The 14,584-nt window shown below is 60.8% G+C and carries 17 protein-coding genes; 16 read left to right on the forward strand and 1 reads right to left on the reverse strand.

What is annotated here, in order from left to right:
* Positions 1-142: 142 nt before the first annotated feature.
* The 3 genes from rluC to GIW02_RS04730 are packed head-to-tail and all read left to right on the forward strand — an operon-like array spanning position 143 to position 2,756.
* A complete protein-coding gene (gene rluC / locus GIW02_RS04720) occupies positions 143-1,102 on the forward strand; it encodes a 23S rRNA pseudouridine(955/2504/2580) synthase RluC (protein WP_065939065.1) in 960 nt (319 codons plus the stop codon).
* Complete coding sequence (locus GIW02_RS04725; protein ID WP_236421786.1) at positions 1,089-1,748, forward strand: HAD-IA family hydrolase; 660 nt, start codon at positions 1,089-1,091, stop codon at positions 1,746-1,748. The genes rluC and GIW02_RS04725 overlap by 14 nt, the downstream gene beginning before the upstream one ends.
* Positions 1,749-1,772: 24 nt before the next feature.
* Positions 1,773-2,756: a S49 family peptidase gene (locus GIW02_RS04730; protein WP_236411833.1), complete on the forward strand. Its 984-nt coding sequence runs from the start codon at positions 1,773-1,775 to the stop codon at positions 2,754-2,756.
* A 132-nt stretch (positions 2,757-2,888) separates the two neighbouring features.
* Here the strand turns inward: GIW02_RS04730 and GIW02_RS04735 are convergent, their stop codons facing one another.
* Positions 2,889-3,467: a Maf family protein gene (locus GIW02_RS04735; RefSeq protein WP_236411832.1), complete on the reverse strand. Its 579-nt coding sequence runs from the start codon at positions 3,465-3,467 to the stop codon at positions 2,889-2,891.
* Positions 3,468-3,572: 105 nt separating this feature from the next.
* Here GIW02_RS04735 and GIW02_RS04740 point away from each other — a divergent pair, with 105 nt between their 5' ends.
* The 13 genes from GIW02_RS04740 (at position 3,573) to GIW02_RS04800 (ending at position 14,497) form a co-directional block, all read left to right on the forward strand.
* Positions 3,573-4,103 (forward strand): YceD family protein, encoded by a 531-nt coding sequence (locus GIW02_RS04740; protein ID WP_032886799.1) that lies wholly within the window; start codon positions 3,573-3,575, stop codon positions 4,101-4,103.
* Between the two features lie 13 nt (positions 4,104-4,116).
* Positions 4,117-4,299 (forward strand): 50S ribosomal protein L32, encoded by a 183-nt coding sequence (gene rpmF / locus GIW02_RS04745; RefSeq protein ID WP_008152339.1) that lies wholly within the window; start codon positions 4,117-4,119, stop codon positions 4,297-4,299.
* Between the two features lie 4 nt (positions 4,300-4,303).
* Positions 4,304-5,314 carry a phosphate acyltransferase PlsX gene (plsX, locus tag GIW02_RS04750; RefSeq protein ID WP_236411831.1) on the forward strand — a complete coding sequence of 337 codons (1,011 nt, stop codon included), beginning with the start codon at positions 4,304-4,306 and terminating at the stop codon, positions 5,312-5,314.
* Positions 5,315-5,452: 138 nt separating this feature from the next.
* On the forward strand, positions 5,453-6,391 hold the full coding sequence (gene fabD, locus GIW02_RS04755; RefSeq protein WP_236411830.1) for an ACP S-malonyltransferase: 939 nt from the start codon (positions 5,453-5,455) through the stop codon (positions 6,389-6,391).
* Between the two features lie 19 nt (positions 6,392-6,410).
* Positions 6,411-7,154, forward strand: a complete 744-nt coding sequence (gene fabG / locus GIW02_RS04760) for a 3-oxoacyl-ACP reductase FabG (RefSeq protein ID WP_005790544.1) — start codon at positions 6,411-6,413, stop codon at positions 7,152-7,154.
* Positions 7,155-7,345: 191 nt separating this feature from the next.
* Positions 7,346-7,582, forward strand: a complete 237-nt coding sequence (gene acpP / locus GIW02_RS04765; protein WP_003175607.1) for an acyl carrier protein — start codon at positions 7,346-7,348, stop codon at positions 7,580-7,582.
* Between the two features lie 144 nt (positions 7,583-7,726).
* Positions 7,727-8,971, forward strand: a complete 1,245-nt coding sequence (gene fabF, locus GIW02_RS04770; protein ID WP_236411829.1) for a beta-ketoacyl-ACP synthase II — start codon at positions 7,727-7,729, stop codon at positions 8,969-8,971.
* Positions 8,971-9,786, forward strand: a complete 816-nt coding sequence (gene pabC, locus GIW02_RS04775) for an aminodeoxychorismate lyase (RefSeq protein WP_236411828.1) — start codon at positions 8,971-8,973, stop codon at positions 9,784-9,786. Before fabF ends, pabC begins: the two co-directional genes overlap by 1 nt.
* Position 9,787: 1 nt before the next feature.
* On the forward strand, positions 9,788-10,909 hold the full coding sequence (gene mltG, locus GIW02_RS04780; RefSeq protein WP_236411827.1) for an endolytic transglycosylase MltG: 1,122 nt from the start codon (positions 9,788-9,790) through the stop codon (positions 10,907-10,909).
* Positions 10,910-10,928: 19 nt separating this feature from the next.
* On the forward strand, positions 10,929-11,561 hold the full coding sequence (gene tmk / locus GIW02_RS04785; protein ID WP_236411826.1) for a dTMP kinase: 633 nt from the start codon (positions 10,929-10,931) through the stop codon (positions 11,559-11,561).
* A complete protein-coding gene (locus GIW02_RS04790) occupies positions 11,554-12,543 on the forward strand; it encodes a DNA polymerase III subunit delta' (RefSeq protein WP_236411825.1) in 990 nt (329 codons plus the stop codon). Before tmk ends, GIW02_RS04790 begins: the two co-directional genes overlap by 8 nt.
* 63 nt (positions 12,544-12,606) lie before the next feature.
* Positions 12,607-13,392 carry a TatD family hydrolase gene (locus GIW02_RS04795; protein ID WP_236411824.1) on the forward strand — a complete coding sequence of 262 codons (786 nt, stop codon included), beginning with the start codon at positions 12,607-12,609 and terminating at the stop codon, positions 13,390-13,392.
* 445 nt (positions 13,393-13,837) lie between these two features.
* Positions 13,838-14,497, forward strand: coding sequence for a TetR/AcrR family transcriptional regulator (locus GIW02_RS04800; protein ID WP_236411823.1), 660 nt, complete (start codon positions 13,838-13,840; stop codon positions 14,495-14,497).
* The last annotated feature ends 87 nt before the right edge of the window (positions 14,498-14,584 follow it).

Raw genomic sequence — 14,584 nt, forward strand, 5'->3', positions numbered from 1 at the left:
CCTCGCGTCCTGATGAATTGCGATGGTCAGGGCCGGCAGTTTGCCGCAAGTCCTCTGTCCAGGCCGCTTTTGGCGGCGTTCGCGACTATAGCAGCAATGATTAAGTGCTTCAATTCCATAAAAAATTGTTATCATCGCCGCCATGACGACTACCGCCCCCCAGACCCCCAGCGTCCAGCTGCTCGAGGTCTCGCCGGAATATGCCGGCCAACGCATCGACAATTTTCTCCTGGCCAGGCTCAAAGGCGTGCCCAAGACCTTGATTTACCGCATCTTGCGTAAAGGCGAAGTGCGGGTGAATAAGGGCCGGATCAAGCCCGAGTACAAGCTGCAGGCGGGCGATATCGTCCGCGTGCCGCCGGTGCGTGTGCCTGAGCGCGACGAACCCGTGCCGCTCGCCCAGGGCCTGCTGCAGCGCCTCGAAGCCTCGATTGTGTTCGAAGACAACAAACTGATCGTGATCAACAAGCCGTGCGGCATTGCCGTCCACGGCGGCAGCGGGCTTAATTTCGGTGTAATCGAAGCCTTTCGTCAGTTGCGCCCGGATTGCAAAGAGTTGGAGTTGGTCCACCGCCTGGACCGCGACACCTCCGGCCTGCTGATGATCGCCAAGAAACGCAGCATGTTGCGCCACCTTCACACTGCCCTGCGGGGTGATGGCGTGGACAAGCGCTATATGGCGCTGGTGCGTGGCAACTGGGCCAGCTCGATCAAAAGCGTCCGCGCGCCGTTGCAGAAGAGCAACCTGCGCTCCGGCGAACGCATGGTCGAAGTGGACGAGGAGGGCAAAGAGGCGCTGACCCTGTTCAAGGTGCTGCGCCGCTTCGGCGATTTCGCCACCATGGTCGAGGCCAAGCCGGTGACCGGACGCACCCACCAGATTCGCGTACACACCCTGCACGCGGGCCATTGCATCGCCGGTGACACCAAGTACGGCGACGAGGATTTCTCCAAAGAGATCCGCGACCTGGGCGGCAAGCGCCTGTTCCTGCACGCCTATATGCTGACTGTGCCGCTGCCCGACGGTGGCGAGCTGAAGCTGCAGGCGCCGGTGGATGAAATGTGGGCCAAGACCGTGGAGCGTTTGAGTGTCGCACCTTGATTACAAGCTGCTGATTTTCGATTGGGACGGCACCCTGGCCAATTCCATTGGCCGGATCGTTGAGTCGATGCACGCGGCGTCGACGCGTTCGGGCTTTGAGCTGTGCTCCGATTTCGCGGTCAAGGGCATTATCGGCCTGGGTTTGCCTGAGGCGATTCGCACCTTGTATCCGGAGATCAGCGACGCTGAGCTGGTTTCGTTCCGCGACCACTACGCCGACCACTACATCGCCCTGGAAGCCACGCCTTCGCCTTTATTCGATGGCGTGCTGCAGTCGCTGGAAGCCTTTCGTGCCGAGGGCTATCACCTCGCCGTCGCCACCGGCAAGGCCCGTCGCGGGCTGGACCGGGTACTCAAGGCTCATGGCTTCGAAGATTTTTTCGATATCACCCGCGCTGCCGATGAAACTGCCAGCAAGCCCCACCCTCTGATGCTGGAGCAGATCCTGGCGCATTGCGGTGTGTCGCCACGCCAGGCCTTGATGGTGGGCGATGCTTCCTTCGACCTGATGATGGCGCGCAATGCGGGCATGGACAGCGTGGCGGTCAGCTATGGTGCCCAGGCTGCCGATGCCTTGCAGCAATACGAGCCCAGGCTGACGATTGATCATTTTTCCGAATTGCAGGCCTGGCTCAGCCGGGTCTGATAAGTCTTTGCTGGGGTTAATGGCATGAGTGATGAGTGGAAAGCGCCCGAAAAGGCTGAAAGCGGTGATGACAAGAGCTGGAAGCTGCTGGAGAAAACCCTCCTGGCCAGTGTCCAGGAGCAGCGCCGCGCACGGCGTTGGGGGATATTCTTCAAGCTGCTGACCTTTACCTACCTGATCGTCATGCTGGTGTTGTTCAGCCCGCTGATGGACATGGAGAAAAGTGCGACCCGTGGTGCCAACTACACCGCGCTGATCGAAGTGCGCGGGGTGATTGCCGACAAGGAATCCGCCAGCGCCGACAATATCGTCAGCAGCCTGCGCACCGCGTTTGAAGACCCCAAGGTCAAGGGCGTGATCCTGCGCATCAACAGCCCTGGCGGTAGCCCGGTGCAGTCGGGTTATGTGTATGACGAGATTCGCCGTCTGCGTGGCCTGCATCCGGATATCAAGTTGTACGCGGTGATTTCCGACCTGGGTGCCTCGGGTGCCTATTACATCGCCAGCGCCGCTGACCAGATCTATGCCGACAAGGCCAGCCTGGTGGGTTCTATTGGTGTGACGGCGGCCGGTTACGGGTTTGTCGGCGCCATGGAGAAGTTGGGTGTGGAGCGTCGCACCTACACGTCGGGTGAGCACAAGTCGTTCCTCGACCCGTTCCAACCGCAAAAAGCCGATGAAACCCAGTTCTGGCAGGGCGTGCTCGACACCACTCATCGCCAGTTCATTGCCAGCGTGAAGCAGGGCCGTGGGGATCGTCTCAAGGATAAAGACCATCCGGAGTTGTTCTCTGGCCTGGTGTGGTCGGGTGAGCAAGCGTTGCCGTTGGGTCTGATCGATGGCCTGGGCAGTGCCAGCCTGGTGGCGCGGGACGTGATTGGCGCGAAAGAGCTGGTGGATTTCACCGTTCAGGAATCGCCGTTTGATCGCTTCTCCAAGAAGCTTGGCGCCAGCGTGGCGGAGAAGCTCGCGCTGTACATGGGCTTCCAAGGCCCGACCTTGCGCTGAGATCCTGAGGCTGGCATAGCTCAAAATGTGGGAGGGGGCTTGCTCCCGATGGCGGTGGCTCAGTCAGCTAACTTGTAGCTGACCCACCGTAATCGGGAGCAAGCCCCCTCCCACATTGGTTTTGTGTTGGGCTTAGGGGATTTGCACGCCTTCGGCCAGCAGCATGTCCACCAGCCGAATCAGCGGCAGGCCTATCAGGCTGGTTGCATCCGGCCCTTGGGTGCTCTGGAACAGACTTACGCCCAGCCCTTCGGCCTTGAAGCTGCCGGCACAGTCATAAGGTTGTTCGATCCTGAGGTAGCGCTCGATGTGGTCTGCGCTCAGTTCGCGCATATGTACGGTGAAAGGCACGCAGTCGACCTGGCAGTGCCCTGTCTCGCTGTTCAGCAGTGCAAGGCCGGTGAGGAAGCTGACGCGCTTGCCGCTGGCTGCCAGCAGCTGCTCGCGGGCATTCTCGAAGGTGTGCGGCTTGCCGATGATGCGCCCCTCCAGCGCCGCGACCTGGTCTGAGCCGATGATCAGGTGCCCGGGGTGGCTGGCGGCGAGGGCGCGGGCTTTCTCTTCGGCCAGGCGCTTGACCAGCTCAATGGCAGGCTCATCCGCGCGATGGCTTTCATCGATATCCGGCGAGCTGCAGGTGAATGGCAGGTGCAGGCGGCTGAGCAATTCCCGGCGATAAACCGAGCTGGATGCAAGTAATAAAGGCAGCATGGGCGTCTCCTCAAGGCAGCCGCCGATTCTAGCGACGTGACCGGCTGACGCACAGGGCTGAATTTCCTTTGACATGGCTGGGTGCATCCCTATAATGCTGCGCCTATGTTGAATGACCCGATTCCACCTCACGTTGACCCGCGCAAATTGGCTGATCGTGGCACTTCCCTTCAAGGTGAATTGCTGCTGGCCGATTTGGAGAGACTCTGCGACCCGCTTTCCGACACTGTCGGTACGGTGCAGGCCAAATTCGTTTTTGAACGAGATGAACGTAAATCTGTGGTAATTCACAGCTTTATCGACACCGAAGTCAAAATGGTTTGCCAGCGTTGTCTTGAGCTGGTCACCCTGCCGATTCACAGCGAGTGCAGTTATGCTGTGGTGAAGGAGGGTGCGAATACCCAGTCGTTGCCGAAAGGTTATGACGTGCTGGAACTGGGCGAAGATCCATTGGATCTGCATGCACTGATCGAGGAGGAGCTTTTGCTCGCCTTGCCCATTGTGCCTGCTCATCATCCGGAAGAATGCCAGCAGCCGGAGGGTCTCGATGACGAGGCCGAACCGAGCGAGGACGAGGTAACGCGGTCCAACCCGTTCAGTGTATTGGCGCAGTTAAAGCGTGACCCAAACGTTTAGGAGTTAATCAATTATGGCTGTTCAGCAGAACAAAAAATCCCGTTCCGCCCGTGACATGCGTCGTTCGCACGATGCCCTGACGGCGAGCACTCTGTCTGTAGAAAAAACCACCGGTGAAATTCACCTGCGTCACCACGTATCGCCAGAAGGCGTATACCGTGGCCGTAAAGTGATCGACAAGGGCGCTGACGAGTAATCACTTGTCTGCTCAAGTCATCGCGATTGACGCAATGGGCGGGGACTTCGGTCCCCGCAGCATTGTTCAGGCTTGCATTGCCAGCCTGACCGCTACGCCCTCGCTGCACCTGACCCTTGTCGGTCAACCTTCCCAACTTGAAGACCTGATTGCCAGCCATCCGGCGGTGGATCGCGCGCGCCTGACGATTACGCCGGCCAGCGAAACCATCGGCATGGATGAGAAGCCGGCGGCAGCCTTGCGGGGCAAACCTGACTCTTCAATGCGGGTGGCCCTTGAGTTGTTGCGTGATGGCAAGGTGCAAGCCTGTGTCAGTGCCGGCAATACCGGGGCCTTGATGGCGTTGTCGCGGCATGTGCTCAAGACCCTTCCGGGGATCGACCGGCCGGCGATGGTGGCGGCAATTCCGACGCAGAAAGGTTATTGCCAGTTGCTGGACCTGGGCGCGAATGTGGATTGCAGTGCAGAGCACCTGTTCCAGTTCGCCGTGATGGGCTCGGTAGCCGCGCAGGCGCTGGGCGTGGCCCGGCCGCGCGTGGCCTTGCTGAATATCGGTACCGAAGACATCAAGGGTAACCAGCAGGTCAAGCTTGCGGCCACCTTGTTGCAAGGTGCGCCGGGCCTGAACTACATCGGTTTTGTCGAGGGCGATGGCCTGTACCGTGGCGAAGCGGACGTGGTGGTGTGTGACGGGTTTGTCGGCAATATCCTGCTCAAGTCCAGTGAAGGCCTGGCGAGCATGATTGCCACGCGTATAGAGGCATTGTTCAAGCAAAACCTGGCCTCTCGTCTGGTGGGTGCCCTGGCGCTGCCGTTGATGCGTCGGTTGCAGGCTGACCTGGCGCCGGCGCGGCATAACGGCGCGAGCTTTCTGGGCTTGCAGGGCATTGTGGTGAAAAGCCACGGTTCAGCGGGCGTGGAGGGTTTCCAGAGTGCGATTGCGCGGGCTGTGATCGAGATCCAGGAAAACCTGCCGCAGCGCTTGCACGGCCGTCTAGAGGACCTGTTGCCTTAGGCGAATCGGCCCGGGAGTGCTTAAATGTGACCGGCCAGTTCAATTGACCATCCAATCTGTCAGTTTCGTGCGCTCCCAACTTCATTTTAAGATCGGGAGCGCCCATTTCCGACGACCAGATCATTAGGGGCTTGTTACATGTCTACATCCCTCGCATTCGTCTTTCCAGGGCAGGGTTCGCAGTCCCTCGGCATGTTGGCCGAGCTGGGCGCGCAACACCCGCTGATCCTGGATACTTTCAAGGAAGCTTCCGATGCCCTGGGTTACGACCTGTGGGCGCTGACCCAGCAAGGGCCGGAAGAACAGCTCAATCAAACCGATAAAACCCAGCCGGCCATCCTGACCGCTTCGATCGCTCTGTGGCGCTTGTGGCTGGCGGAAGGCGGCGCGCGCCCGGCTTACGTGGCCGGTCACAGCCTGGGTGAGTACAGCGCCCTGGTTGCAGCGGGCAGCCTGACCCTCGGTGAGGCGGTCAAGCTGGTCGAGCGTCGTGGTCAACTGATGCAGGAAGCCGTTCCGGCCGGGCAGGGCGGCATGGCCGCTATCCTGGGCCTGGACGATGCTGTGGTGATCGAAGCCTGCGCCGAAGCGGCCCAGGGCGAAGTGGTCAGCGCGGTAAACTTCAACTCCCCTGGCCAGGTGGTGATCGCCGGTGCCAAGGCAGCGGTTGAGCGTGCCATCGAAGGCTGCAAGGCCCGTGGCGCCAAGCGCGCTCTGCCATTGCCGGTAAGCGTGCCGTCCCACTGCGAGCTGATGCGCCCGGCGGCCGAACGCTTTGCCGAGTCCATCGCTGCCATCAATTGGCAGGCGCCGCAGATTCCGCTGGTGCAGAACGTCAGCGCGGCGGTGGCCGCCGACCTCGACACCCTCAAGCGCGACCTGCTGGAGCAGCTCTACAAGCCAGTACGCTGGGTTGAATCGGTCCAGACCCTGGCGGCCAATGGCGCCACCGAACTGGTCGAATGCGGCCCGGGCAAAGTCCTGGCCGGCCTGAACAAGCGCTGCGCCGACGGCGTGTCGACCGCTAACCTCAATACCCCGGATGCCTTTGCTGCCGCTCGCGCGGCGCTGGCCTGAAGAATTAGGAGAAGCCTGCATGAGTCTGCAAGGTAAAGTTGCACTGGTTACTGGCGCGAGCCGTGGCATTGGCCAGGCCATCGCCCTGGAGCTGGGCCGTCAGGGCGCCGTTGTGATCGGCACTGCCACCTCTGCGTCGGGTGCTGAGCGTATCGCCGCCACTCTCAAGGAAAACGGCGTTCAAGGCACCGGTCTTGAGCTGAACGTTACCAGTGATGAGTCGGTGGCTGCTGTGCTCGCCGAGATCACTGCTCAGTTCGGCGCCCCGGCGATTCTGGTGAATAACGCCGGTATCACCCGCGATAACCTGATGATGCGCATGAAAGACGACGAGTGGTACGACGTGGTCGACACCAACTTGAACAGTCTGTTTCGCCTGTCCAAGGGCGTTTTGCGTGGCATGACCAAGGCGCGTTGGGGTCGAATTATCAATATTGGCTCCGTAGTGGGTGCCATGGGCAACGCAGGCCAAGTAAACTACGCCTCCGCCAAGGCCGGTCTGGAAGGTTTCAGCCGTGCACTGGCGCGTGAAGTCGGTTCGCGGTCGATTACGGTCAACTCGGTGGCCCCTGGGTTCATCGACACCGATATGACCCGCGAACTGCCGGAAGCACAGCGTGAAGCTTTGCTGACGCAGATTCCGCTGGGCCGTCTGGGCCAGGCTCAAGAGATCGCGAATGTGGTCACTTTCCTGGCATCTGACGGTGCGGCATACGTGACTGGGGCTACAATCCCGGTGAACGGCGGGATGTACATGAGCTAAATTGTGACGGATCGCTTCAAAAAAATGTCATACGAGCTGTCTAAAATCCGTTATAAAGCTGCAACTTAATTTATAGGCAGGTGGCCGACCGGGTACAGGGTGAAGCTTTCAGTTGAAAAGCTGAAATGGCTTTCTATACACTTACCCACTGGCCAGCTGCCTGAATTTGTCCATTAGGAGTTAAACAAGGTATGAGCACCATCGAAGAGCGCGTCAAGAAAATCGTCGCCGAGCAACTGGGCGTTAAAGAAGAAGAAGTGGTCAACACTGCTTCCTTCGTAGAAGACCTGGGTGCCGATTCCCTTGACACCGTTGAGCTGGTGATGGCTCTGGAAGAGGAATTCGAGACCGAAATCCCGGACGAAGAAGCTGAAAAAATCACTACTGTTCAAGCTGCTATCGACTACGTTACTAGCCACCAGGCGTAATAGTTTGTAGTCGTCGCTTGCTGTTAGGGAAAAACCGCACTGCTGTAACGGCGTGCGGTTTTTTCTTTAGCTCAGATGAAAAAGCTCTGATGAAGAGTGAACGCTGAAGCGAAGTGTCGTCATCAAGAAAAAAAGGAGAGTGCTGTGTCGCGTAGACGCGTCGTAGTCACCGGTATGGGTATGTTGTCGCCACTGGGCACGGATGTGCCAAGCAGTTGGCAGGGCATTCTGGCTGGCCACAGTGGTATTGGTCTGATCGAACACACGGACCTTTCTGCCTATTCCACCCGTTTTGGCGGCTCGGTAAAGGGCTTCAATGTCGAGGAATACCTCTCGATCAAAGAATCCCGCAAGCTCGACCTGTTCATTCAATACGGCTTGGCAGCCGGTTTTCAGGCGGTGCGTAATGCCGGCCTGGAAGTCACCGACGCCAACCGTGACCGCATCGGCGTGGCCATGGGTTCGGGTATTGGCGGTTTGACCAATATCGAAGAAACCAGCCGCACGCTGCACGATTCCGGCCCCCGTCGAATTTCACCGTTCTTCGTGCCGGGCTCGATCATCAATATGATTTCCGGTTTCCTGTCCATCCACCTGGGCGCACAGGGGCCTAACTACGCCATCGCCACGGCGTGCACCACCGGCACGCACTGCATCGGCATGGCGGCGCGCAACATCGCCTATGACGAAGCTGATGTAATGATCGCCGGCGGCGCCGAAATGGCGGCCTGCGGCCTCGGTATGGGCGGCTTCGGTGCCTCCCGTGCGCTGTCGACCCGCAACGACGAGCCGACCCGGGCCAGCCGTCCGTGGGACAAGGGCCGCGACGGTTTCGTACTGTCCGACGGTGCCGGTGCCCTGGTGCTGGAAGAGTTGGAGCACGCCAAGGCGCGCGGTGCGACGATTTATGCCGAGCTGATCGGCTTTGGCATGAGCGGTGACGCCTACCACATGACGTCGCCACCTTCCGACGGCGCCGGTGCTGCGCGTTGCATTGCCAACGCCCTGCGCGATGCCAAGGTCAATGTGGAGCAGGTTCAGTACATCAACGCCCATGGCACATCGACCCCAACCGGCGACCTGGCGGAAGCCCAAGCCATCAAGTCGGTGTTCGGTGAACATGCCTACAAGCTGGCGGTCAGTTCCACCAAGTCCATGACCGGTCACCTGTTGGGTGCGGCAGGCGCGGTCGAGGCGATCTTCAGCGTCATGGCCATCAAGGATCAGGTCGCGCCGCCGACCATCAACCTCGATGAGCCGGACGAAGGCTGCGACCTGAACTTCGTGCCTCACGAAGCGCAGCCGATGCCGATCGACGTGGCCATATCCAACTCGTTCGGCTTTGGTGGCACCAACGGTTCCCTGGTGTTCCGCCGGTTCGCCGAGTGATGCATAGCTGGGTCGACGGTCAGCCAGCGGACAGCGTGCCCCTGAAAGATCGCGGCCTGGCGTATGGCGATGGGCTGTTCGAAACCATCGCCGTCAAGGCCGGGCAGCCGGTGCTGCTCGACCGTCACCTGCAACGCCTCGATGAGGGGTGCAGGCGGCTCGCCTTGGCGGCCGACTCGGCAGTGATCCGCAGCGAAGTGCTGGCCTACGCCGCCGCCCTCGGCGATGGTGTTCTCAAACTGATCCTCACCCGTGGCGACAGCCTGCGCGGTTACGGGATCAACCCCGACGCTGCGGTGCGCCGTATCCTGCAGGGCAGTCCGCCCGCAACCTATCCCCAGGCCTATGGAGCCGACGGAATCCGCCTGTTTCCGTGCGCCACGCGTTTGTCCGAGCAGCCGCTGCTGGCCGGCCTCAAGCACCTCAACCGCCTGGAGCAAGTGATCGCCCGCGCCGAATGGCAGGATGCCGCGCATGCCGAAGGCTTGATGCTGGATATGTCCGGGCGCGTCATTGAAGGCGTATTCAGCAACCTGTTCCTGGTGTGCAACGGTTTGTTACTAACCGCTGATCTGAATCGTTGCGGTGTTGCCGGCGTGATGCGCGCCGAGGTTCTGCACCACGCGCAAGCCCTGGGCGTCCCGGTGGCCGTGGCCGACATCAGCCTTGAGCAACTGCAGCTGGCCGACGAAGTTTTTGTCTGCAACAGCGTCTATGGCATTTGGCCGGTGCGTGGCTGCGCTGCGATGAGCTGGCCGGTTGGGCCGCTCACCCGTAAACTGCAGGCCATTGTTCGCGCGCTATTGGATATTTGAGTTGATACGAAAACTGGTTGTACTGCTGCTGATCTGCCTGTTCTCGGCGGCGTTGCTGTTGGGCTTTGGCGCCTGGAAACTCGATTCTGCCCTGAAGCAGCCGTTGAATCTGACCCAGGAGCAATTGCTCGATGTACCGGCCGGGGCGACCCCCACCGGCACCTTCAATCGCTTGGAAACCGACGGCGTGCTCGACGGCGCCTTCTGGTTGCGCCTGTACTGGCGTTTCAACCTTGAAGGGCAGCCGCTGCACAGCGGTGAATACCGCATGACCCCTGGCATGACCGCCCAAAGCCTGATCGGCCTGTGGCAGCGGGGCGAAGTGGTGCAATACAGCCTCACGCTGGTCGAGGGCTGGAATTTCCGCCAAGTCCGCTCGGCCCTGGCCAAGCATGAAAAGATCGTGCAGAGCCTTTCAGGCCTGAGTGACAGCGAAGTGATGGAGAAACTCGGCCACCCGGGCGTGTTCCCCGAAGGACGGTTTTTTCCGGATACTTACCGCTTCGTGCGCGGTATGACCGACGTCGAATTTCTCAAGAAAGCCTACAACCGTCTGGATGAAGTACTCGCCCAGGAGTGGAGCAAGCGCGCCGCCGATGTGCCCTACACCGATCCTTACCAGGCGCTGATCATGGCGTCCCTGGTGGAAAAAGAGACGGGCGTACCCGAGGAGCGTGGGCAGATCGCCGGGGTATTCGTGCGTCGCATGAAGATCGGCATGCTCTTGCAGACCGACCCCACCGTGATCTACGGCCTTGGCGAGCGCTACAACGGCAAGTTGACCCGCGCGCACCTCAAGGAAGCCAACCCGTACAACACCTACATGATTGCTGGCTTGCCGCCGACGCCGATCGCGATGGTCGGCCGTGAGGCGATCCATGCGGCGCTCAACCCGGTGCCGGGCAGCAGCCTGTATTTCGTCGCCCGTGGCGATGGCAGCCATATTTTCTCCGACGACCTGGATGCGCATAATGCCGCCGTGCGTGAGTTCCAGCTCAAGCGCCGCGCCGATTACCGCTCCAGCCCGGCGCCAGTGGTAAAGCCTGCCGAAGATGCAACCTCGCCGGCTGATGCACCTGCCGAGCCTGCGCCGGACACCGCCGCACCGCAAAGCCCGCAATGACTCTGACTAAGGACTGCCTGTGACTGGCTTGTTTATCACCCTGGAAGGCCCCGAAGGCGCCGGCAAGAGCACCAATCGCGATTACCTGGCCGAGCGTTTGCGCGCCGAGGGTATTGAGGTGGTGCTGACCCGTGAACCTGGCGGTACACCGCTGGCCGAGCGCATCCGCGAGGTGCTGTTGGCCCCGGGCGACGAACAGATGAACCCGGACACCGAGCTGCTGCTGGTGTTTGCCGCCCGCGCCCAGCACCTGGCTGAGGTGATCCGCCCGGCCCTGGCGCGCGGTGCGGTGGTGATTTGCGATCGGTTCACCGATTCCACCTATGCCTACCAGGGCGGTGGTCGCGGCTTGTCCCTGGAGCGCATTGCTACCTTGGAAACCTTCGTTCAGGGCGACGTGCGCCCCGACCTGACCCTGTTGTTCGACTTGCCCGTAGAGGTGGGGATGGCACGTGCCAGTGCGCGTGGGCGTCTCGACCGTTTCGAGCTGGAAGGCCAGGCGTTCTTCGCCGCCGTGCGCAGCGCCTTCCTCACGCGCGCCCAGGCGGAACCCGCGCGTTACCACTTGCTGGACGCCGCCCAGCCGCTGACCCAAGTACAACTGGCCATCGATGCCTTGCTGCCCAACCTGCTGGAGCGCGCCCGTGGCTGACGCCTACCCGTGGCAGGACAGCCTCTGGCAACAGCTGGCCGGCCGTGCCCAGCACGCCCATGCGTACCTGTTGCACGGGCCGGCGGGTATCGGCAAGCGCGCCCTGGCCGAGCGGCTGATGGCCAGCCTGCTGTGCCAGCGTCCGGTCAACCTGCACGCCTGCGGCGAGTGCAAATCCTGCCTGCTGCTCAAGGCTGGCAGCCACCCGGACAACTACCTGTTGGAACCGGAAGAAGCCGACAAGGCGATCAAGGTCGACCAGGTGCGCGATCTCGTCAGCTTTGTGGTGCAAACCGCGCAGATGGGCGGGCGCAAGGTGGTGCTGATCGAGCCGGTGGAGGCGATGAACATCAACGCTGCCAACGCCTTGCTCAAGAGCCTCGAAGAACCTTCCGGCGATACGGTGCTGTTGCTGGTCAGTCATCAGTCCAGCCGCTTGTTGCCGACCATCCGCAGCCGTTGCGTGCAGCAGGCGTGCCCTCTGCCGAGCGAGGCCATGAGTTTGCAATGGCTGGCACAGGCGCTGCCGGAGTGCTCGGCCGACGAGCGCGTCGAACTGCTGACCCTGGCGGCCGGCTCCCCCTTGGCGGCGGTGAAGCTGCACGCCCAAGGCGTGCGCGAGCAGCGCGCGTTGGTCGTGGATGGGGTGAAGAAACTGATCAAGCAGGAGCTGTCGGCCACGCAATTGGCGGAAAGTGCCTGGAAGGATATTCCCTTGCTGCTGCTGTTCGACTGGTTCTGCGACTGGTCGAGCCTGATCCTGCGCTACCAACTGACCCAGGATGAAAGCGGCCTGGGCCTGCCGGATATGCGCAAAGTCGTGCAGTACCTTGCGCAGAAGAGTGCCCAGGACAAGGTGCTGGCCATCCAGGACTGGATTCTTGCCCAGCGCCAGAAGGTGCTCGGCAAGGCCAACCTCAACCGGGTGCTGTTGCTTGAAGCACTGCTGGTGCAGTGGGTCGGCCTGCTCGGCCGGCGTTAATTTCTGTGGCCGACGGGTGTATCGTTGGCCAGACACTTCCCGTGAACCAAGTTGTAATTTCCTATGCTCGTAGATTCCCATTGCCACCTTGATCGCCTCGACCTCGCCCAGCACGGCGGCTCCCTTGACGCTGCCCTCGAGGCGGCGCGTCAGCGCGGGGTAGGGCACTTCCTGTGCATCGGCGTCAGCGCTGAAAATGCTGCCGACGTCAAAGCGCTGGCTGATCGTTATGCCGACGTGGATTGTTCCGTGGGTATCCACCCGCTGGACCTCAAGCCCGGCGAAGCCCCGGCCCTCGACTGGCTGCTGGGCGAACTCAACCACCCTCGCGTGGTGGCCATCGGCGAAACCGGCTTGGACTACCACTACGAGCCAGAAGCCGCCGAACTGCAGCAGGCATCCTTCCGTCTGCACCTGCAAGCCGCCCAGCAAACCGGTAAGCCGGTGATCATCCACACCCGAGGCGCCCGCGCCGACACCCTGACCCTGCTGCGTGAAGCCGCGTTGCCCCAGGCGGGCGTGCTGCATTGCTTCACTGAAGACTGGGACATGGCCAAGGCGGCCCTGGACCTGGGCTTCTATATTTCGCTGTCCGGTATCGTCACCTTCCGGAATGCCGACGCCCTGCGCGATGTGGCGCGCCAAGTGCCGGCCGACCGCCTGCTGGTGGAAACCGACTCGCCGTACCTGGCGCCCATTCCCCATCGCGGCAAGCCGAACCTGCCGGAGTATGTGCGGGACGTGGCGGATTATCTGGCGATGCTGCGCGGCGAGTCCTACGAGCGTTTTGCCGAGCAGACCACCGCCAACTTCAAGCGTTTGTTCCCGCTGGCCCATGTAGCCGGTTGACGCGACCGGATCGCGGGCAAAAAAAACCCGGGTTCTGGGGGGGGAATCCGGGTTAAGACCATTAGGAGTAAACAAGGGCACACAGTCCGTCGGTACCCAGGTCGACGCGCCACTTGGGGGAGATGCCGCGCCAACAGTTGAAGTATTGATCAGTATCCGATTCAGTCCAGTCGCGACTGATCGTTTTTTAAACAGATTTGGAATACGCGCGCTTCGCTTGAGTTCTCATTGGGCGGGTGCACAGCGGCAGTTGTTGCGTATTATTTCTGACTGATATCAATGAAATCGTTGGCGTGCTGAAAGTAAAGTGCGTTGCGGGTTCACATAGGCGTTGCCCAACGACCGTTCAGTCGGGATAATCCCTCGCACTGGGTAATTCGTATCGCCATGTATTCGTGGCCCTGCGCGACCCTCCCTATTTCCGACCTCTGCAGACCTCTTCCTCATGCACAAAGAACCCCGTAAGGTCCGTGAGTTTCGCCGCCGTGAGCAGGAAATTCTCGACACCGCACTCAAGTTGTTCCTCGAACAAGGTGAAGACAGCGTCACCGTCGAGATGATTGCGGATGCCGTGGGTATCGGCAAAGGCACGATTTACAAACACTTCAAGTCCAAGGCCGAGATCTACCTGCGCCTGATGCTCGACTACGAGCGCGACTTGAATGAGCTGCTGCATTCGGCCGATGTCGACAAGGACAAGGAGGCGCTGTCGCGCGCCTACTTCGAGTTCCGCATGCGCGACCCGCAGCGCTACCGCTTGTTCGACCGCCTGGAAGAGAAGGTGGTCAAGGGCCATCAGGTGCCGGAAATGGTCGAGGAGCTGCACAAGATCCGTGCCTCGAACTTCGAACGCCTGACCCTGTTGATCAAAGGTCGTATCAGCGAAGGCAAGCTGGAAGACGTACCGCCGTATTTCCATTACTGCGCGGCCTGGGCCCTGGTGCATGGCGCCGTGGCGCTGTACCACTCGCCGTTCTGGAGCAATGTGCTGGAAGATCAGGAAGGTTTCTTCCAGTTCCTGATGGACATCGGCGTGCGCATGGGCAACAAGCGCAAGCACAGCACCGAAGTGCTCCCGGCGCCCGTAGAAACGCCTGCTCCCTGATTATTTAAAGCCAGCTGCAGTACCCCAGGAATATACTCAGGCAAGGATCTTGCTAAAAGCTGATTTATAGGTCAGCTTTTAGCGCGC

Source organism: Pseudomonas syringae, from assembly GCF_021606685.1.
Classification (GTDB): Bacteria; Pseudomonadota; Gammaproteobacteria; order Pseudomonadales; family Pseudomonadaceae; genus Aquipseudomonas; species Aquipseudomonas syringae_R.

Excerpts from the sequence above, each read along its gene's own strand:
- GIW02_RS04730 (WP_236411833.1), top strand. The coding sequence starts at position 1,773 with ATGAGTGATGAGTGGAAAGCGCCCGAAAAGGCTGAAAGCGGTGATGAC.
- fabD (WP_236411830.1), top strand. The coding sequence starts at position 5,453 with ATGTCTACATCCCTCGCATTCGTCTTTCCAGGGCAGGGTTCGCAGTCC.
- GIW02_RS04795 (WP_236411824.1), top strand. The coding sequence starts at position 12,607 with ATGCTCGTAGATTCCCATTGCCACCTTGATCGCCTCGACCTCGCCCAG.
- GIW02_RS04740 (WP_032886799.1), top strand. The coding sequence starts at position 3,573 with ATGTTGAATGACCCGATTCCACCTCACGTTGACCCGCGCAAATTGGCT.
- fabG (WP_005790544.1), top strand. The coding sequence starts at position 6,411 with ATGAGTCTGCAAGGTAAAGTTGCACTGGTTACTGGCGCGAGCCGTGGC.
- GIW02_RS04800 (WP_236411823.1), top strand. The coding sequence starts at position 13,838 with ATGCACAAAGAACCCCGTAAGGTCCGTGAGTTTCGCCGCCGTGAGCAG.
- rluC (WP_065939065.1), top strand. The coding sequence starts at position 143 with ATGACGACTACCGCCCCCCAGACCCCCAGCGTCCAGCTGCTCGAGGTC.
- GIW02_RS04735 (WP_236411832.1), bottom strand. The coding sequence starts at position 3,467 with ATGCTGCCTTTATTACTTGCATCCAGCTCGGTTTATCGCCGGGAATTG.
- acpP (WP_003175607.1), top strand. The coding sequence starts at position 7,346 with ATGAGCACCATCGAAGAGCGCGTCAAGAAAATCGTCGCCGAGCAACTG.
- rpmF (WP_008152339.1), top strand. The coding sequence starts at position 4,117 with ATGGCTGTTCAGCAGAACAAAAAATCCCGTTCCGCCCGTGACATGCGT.
- pabC (WP_236411828.1), top strand. The coding sequence starts at position 8,971 with ATGCATAGCTGGGTCGACGGTCAGCCAGCGGACAGCGTGCCCCTGAAA.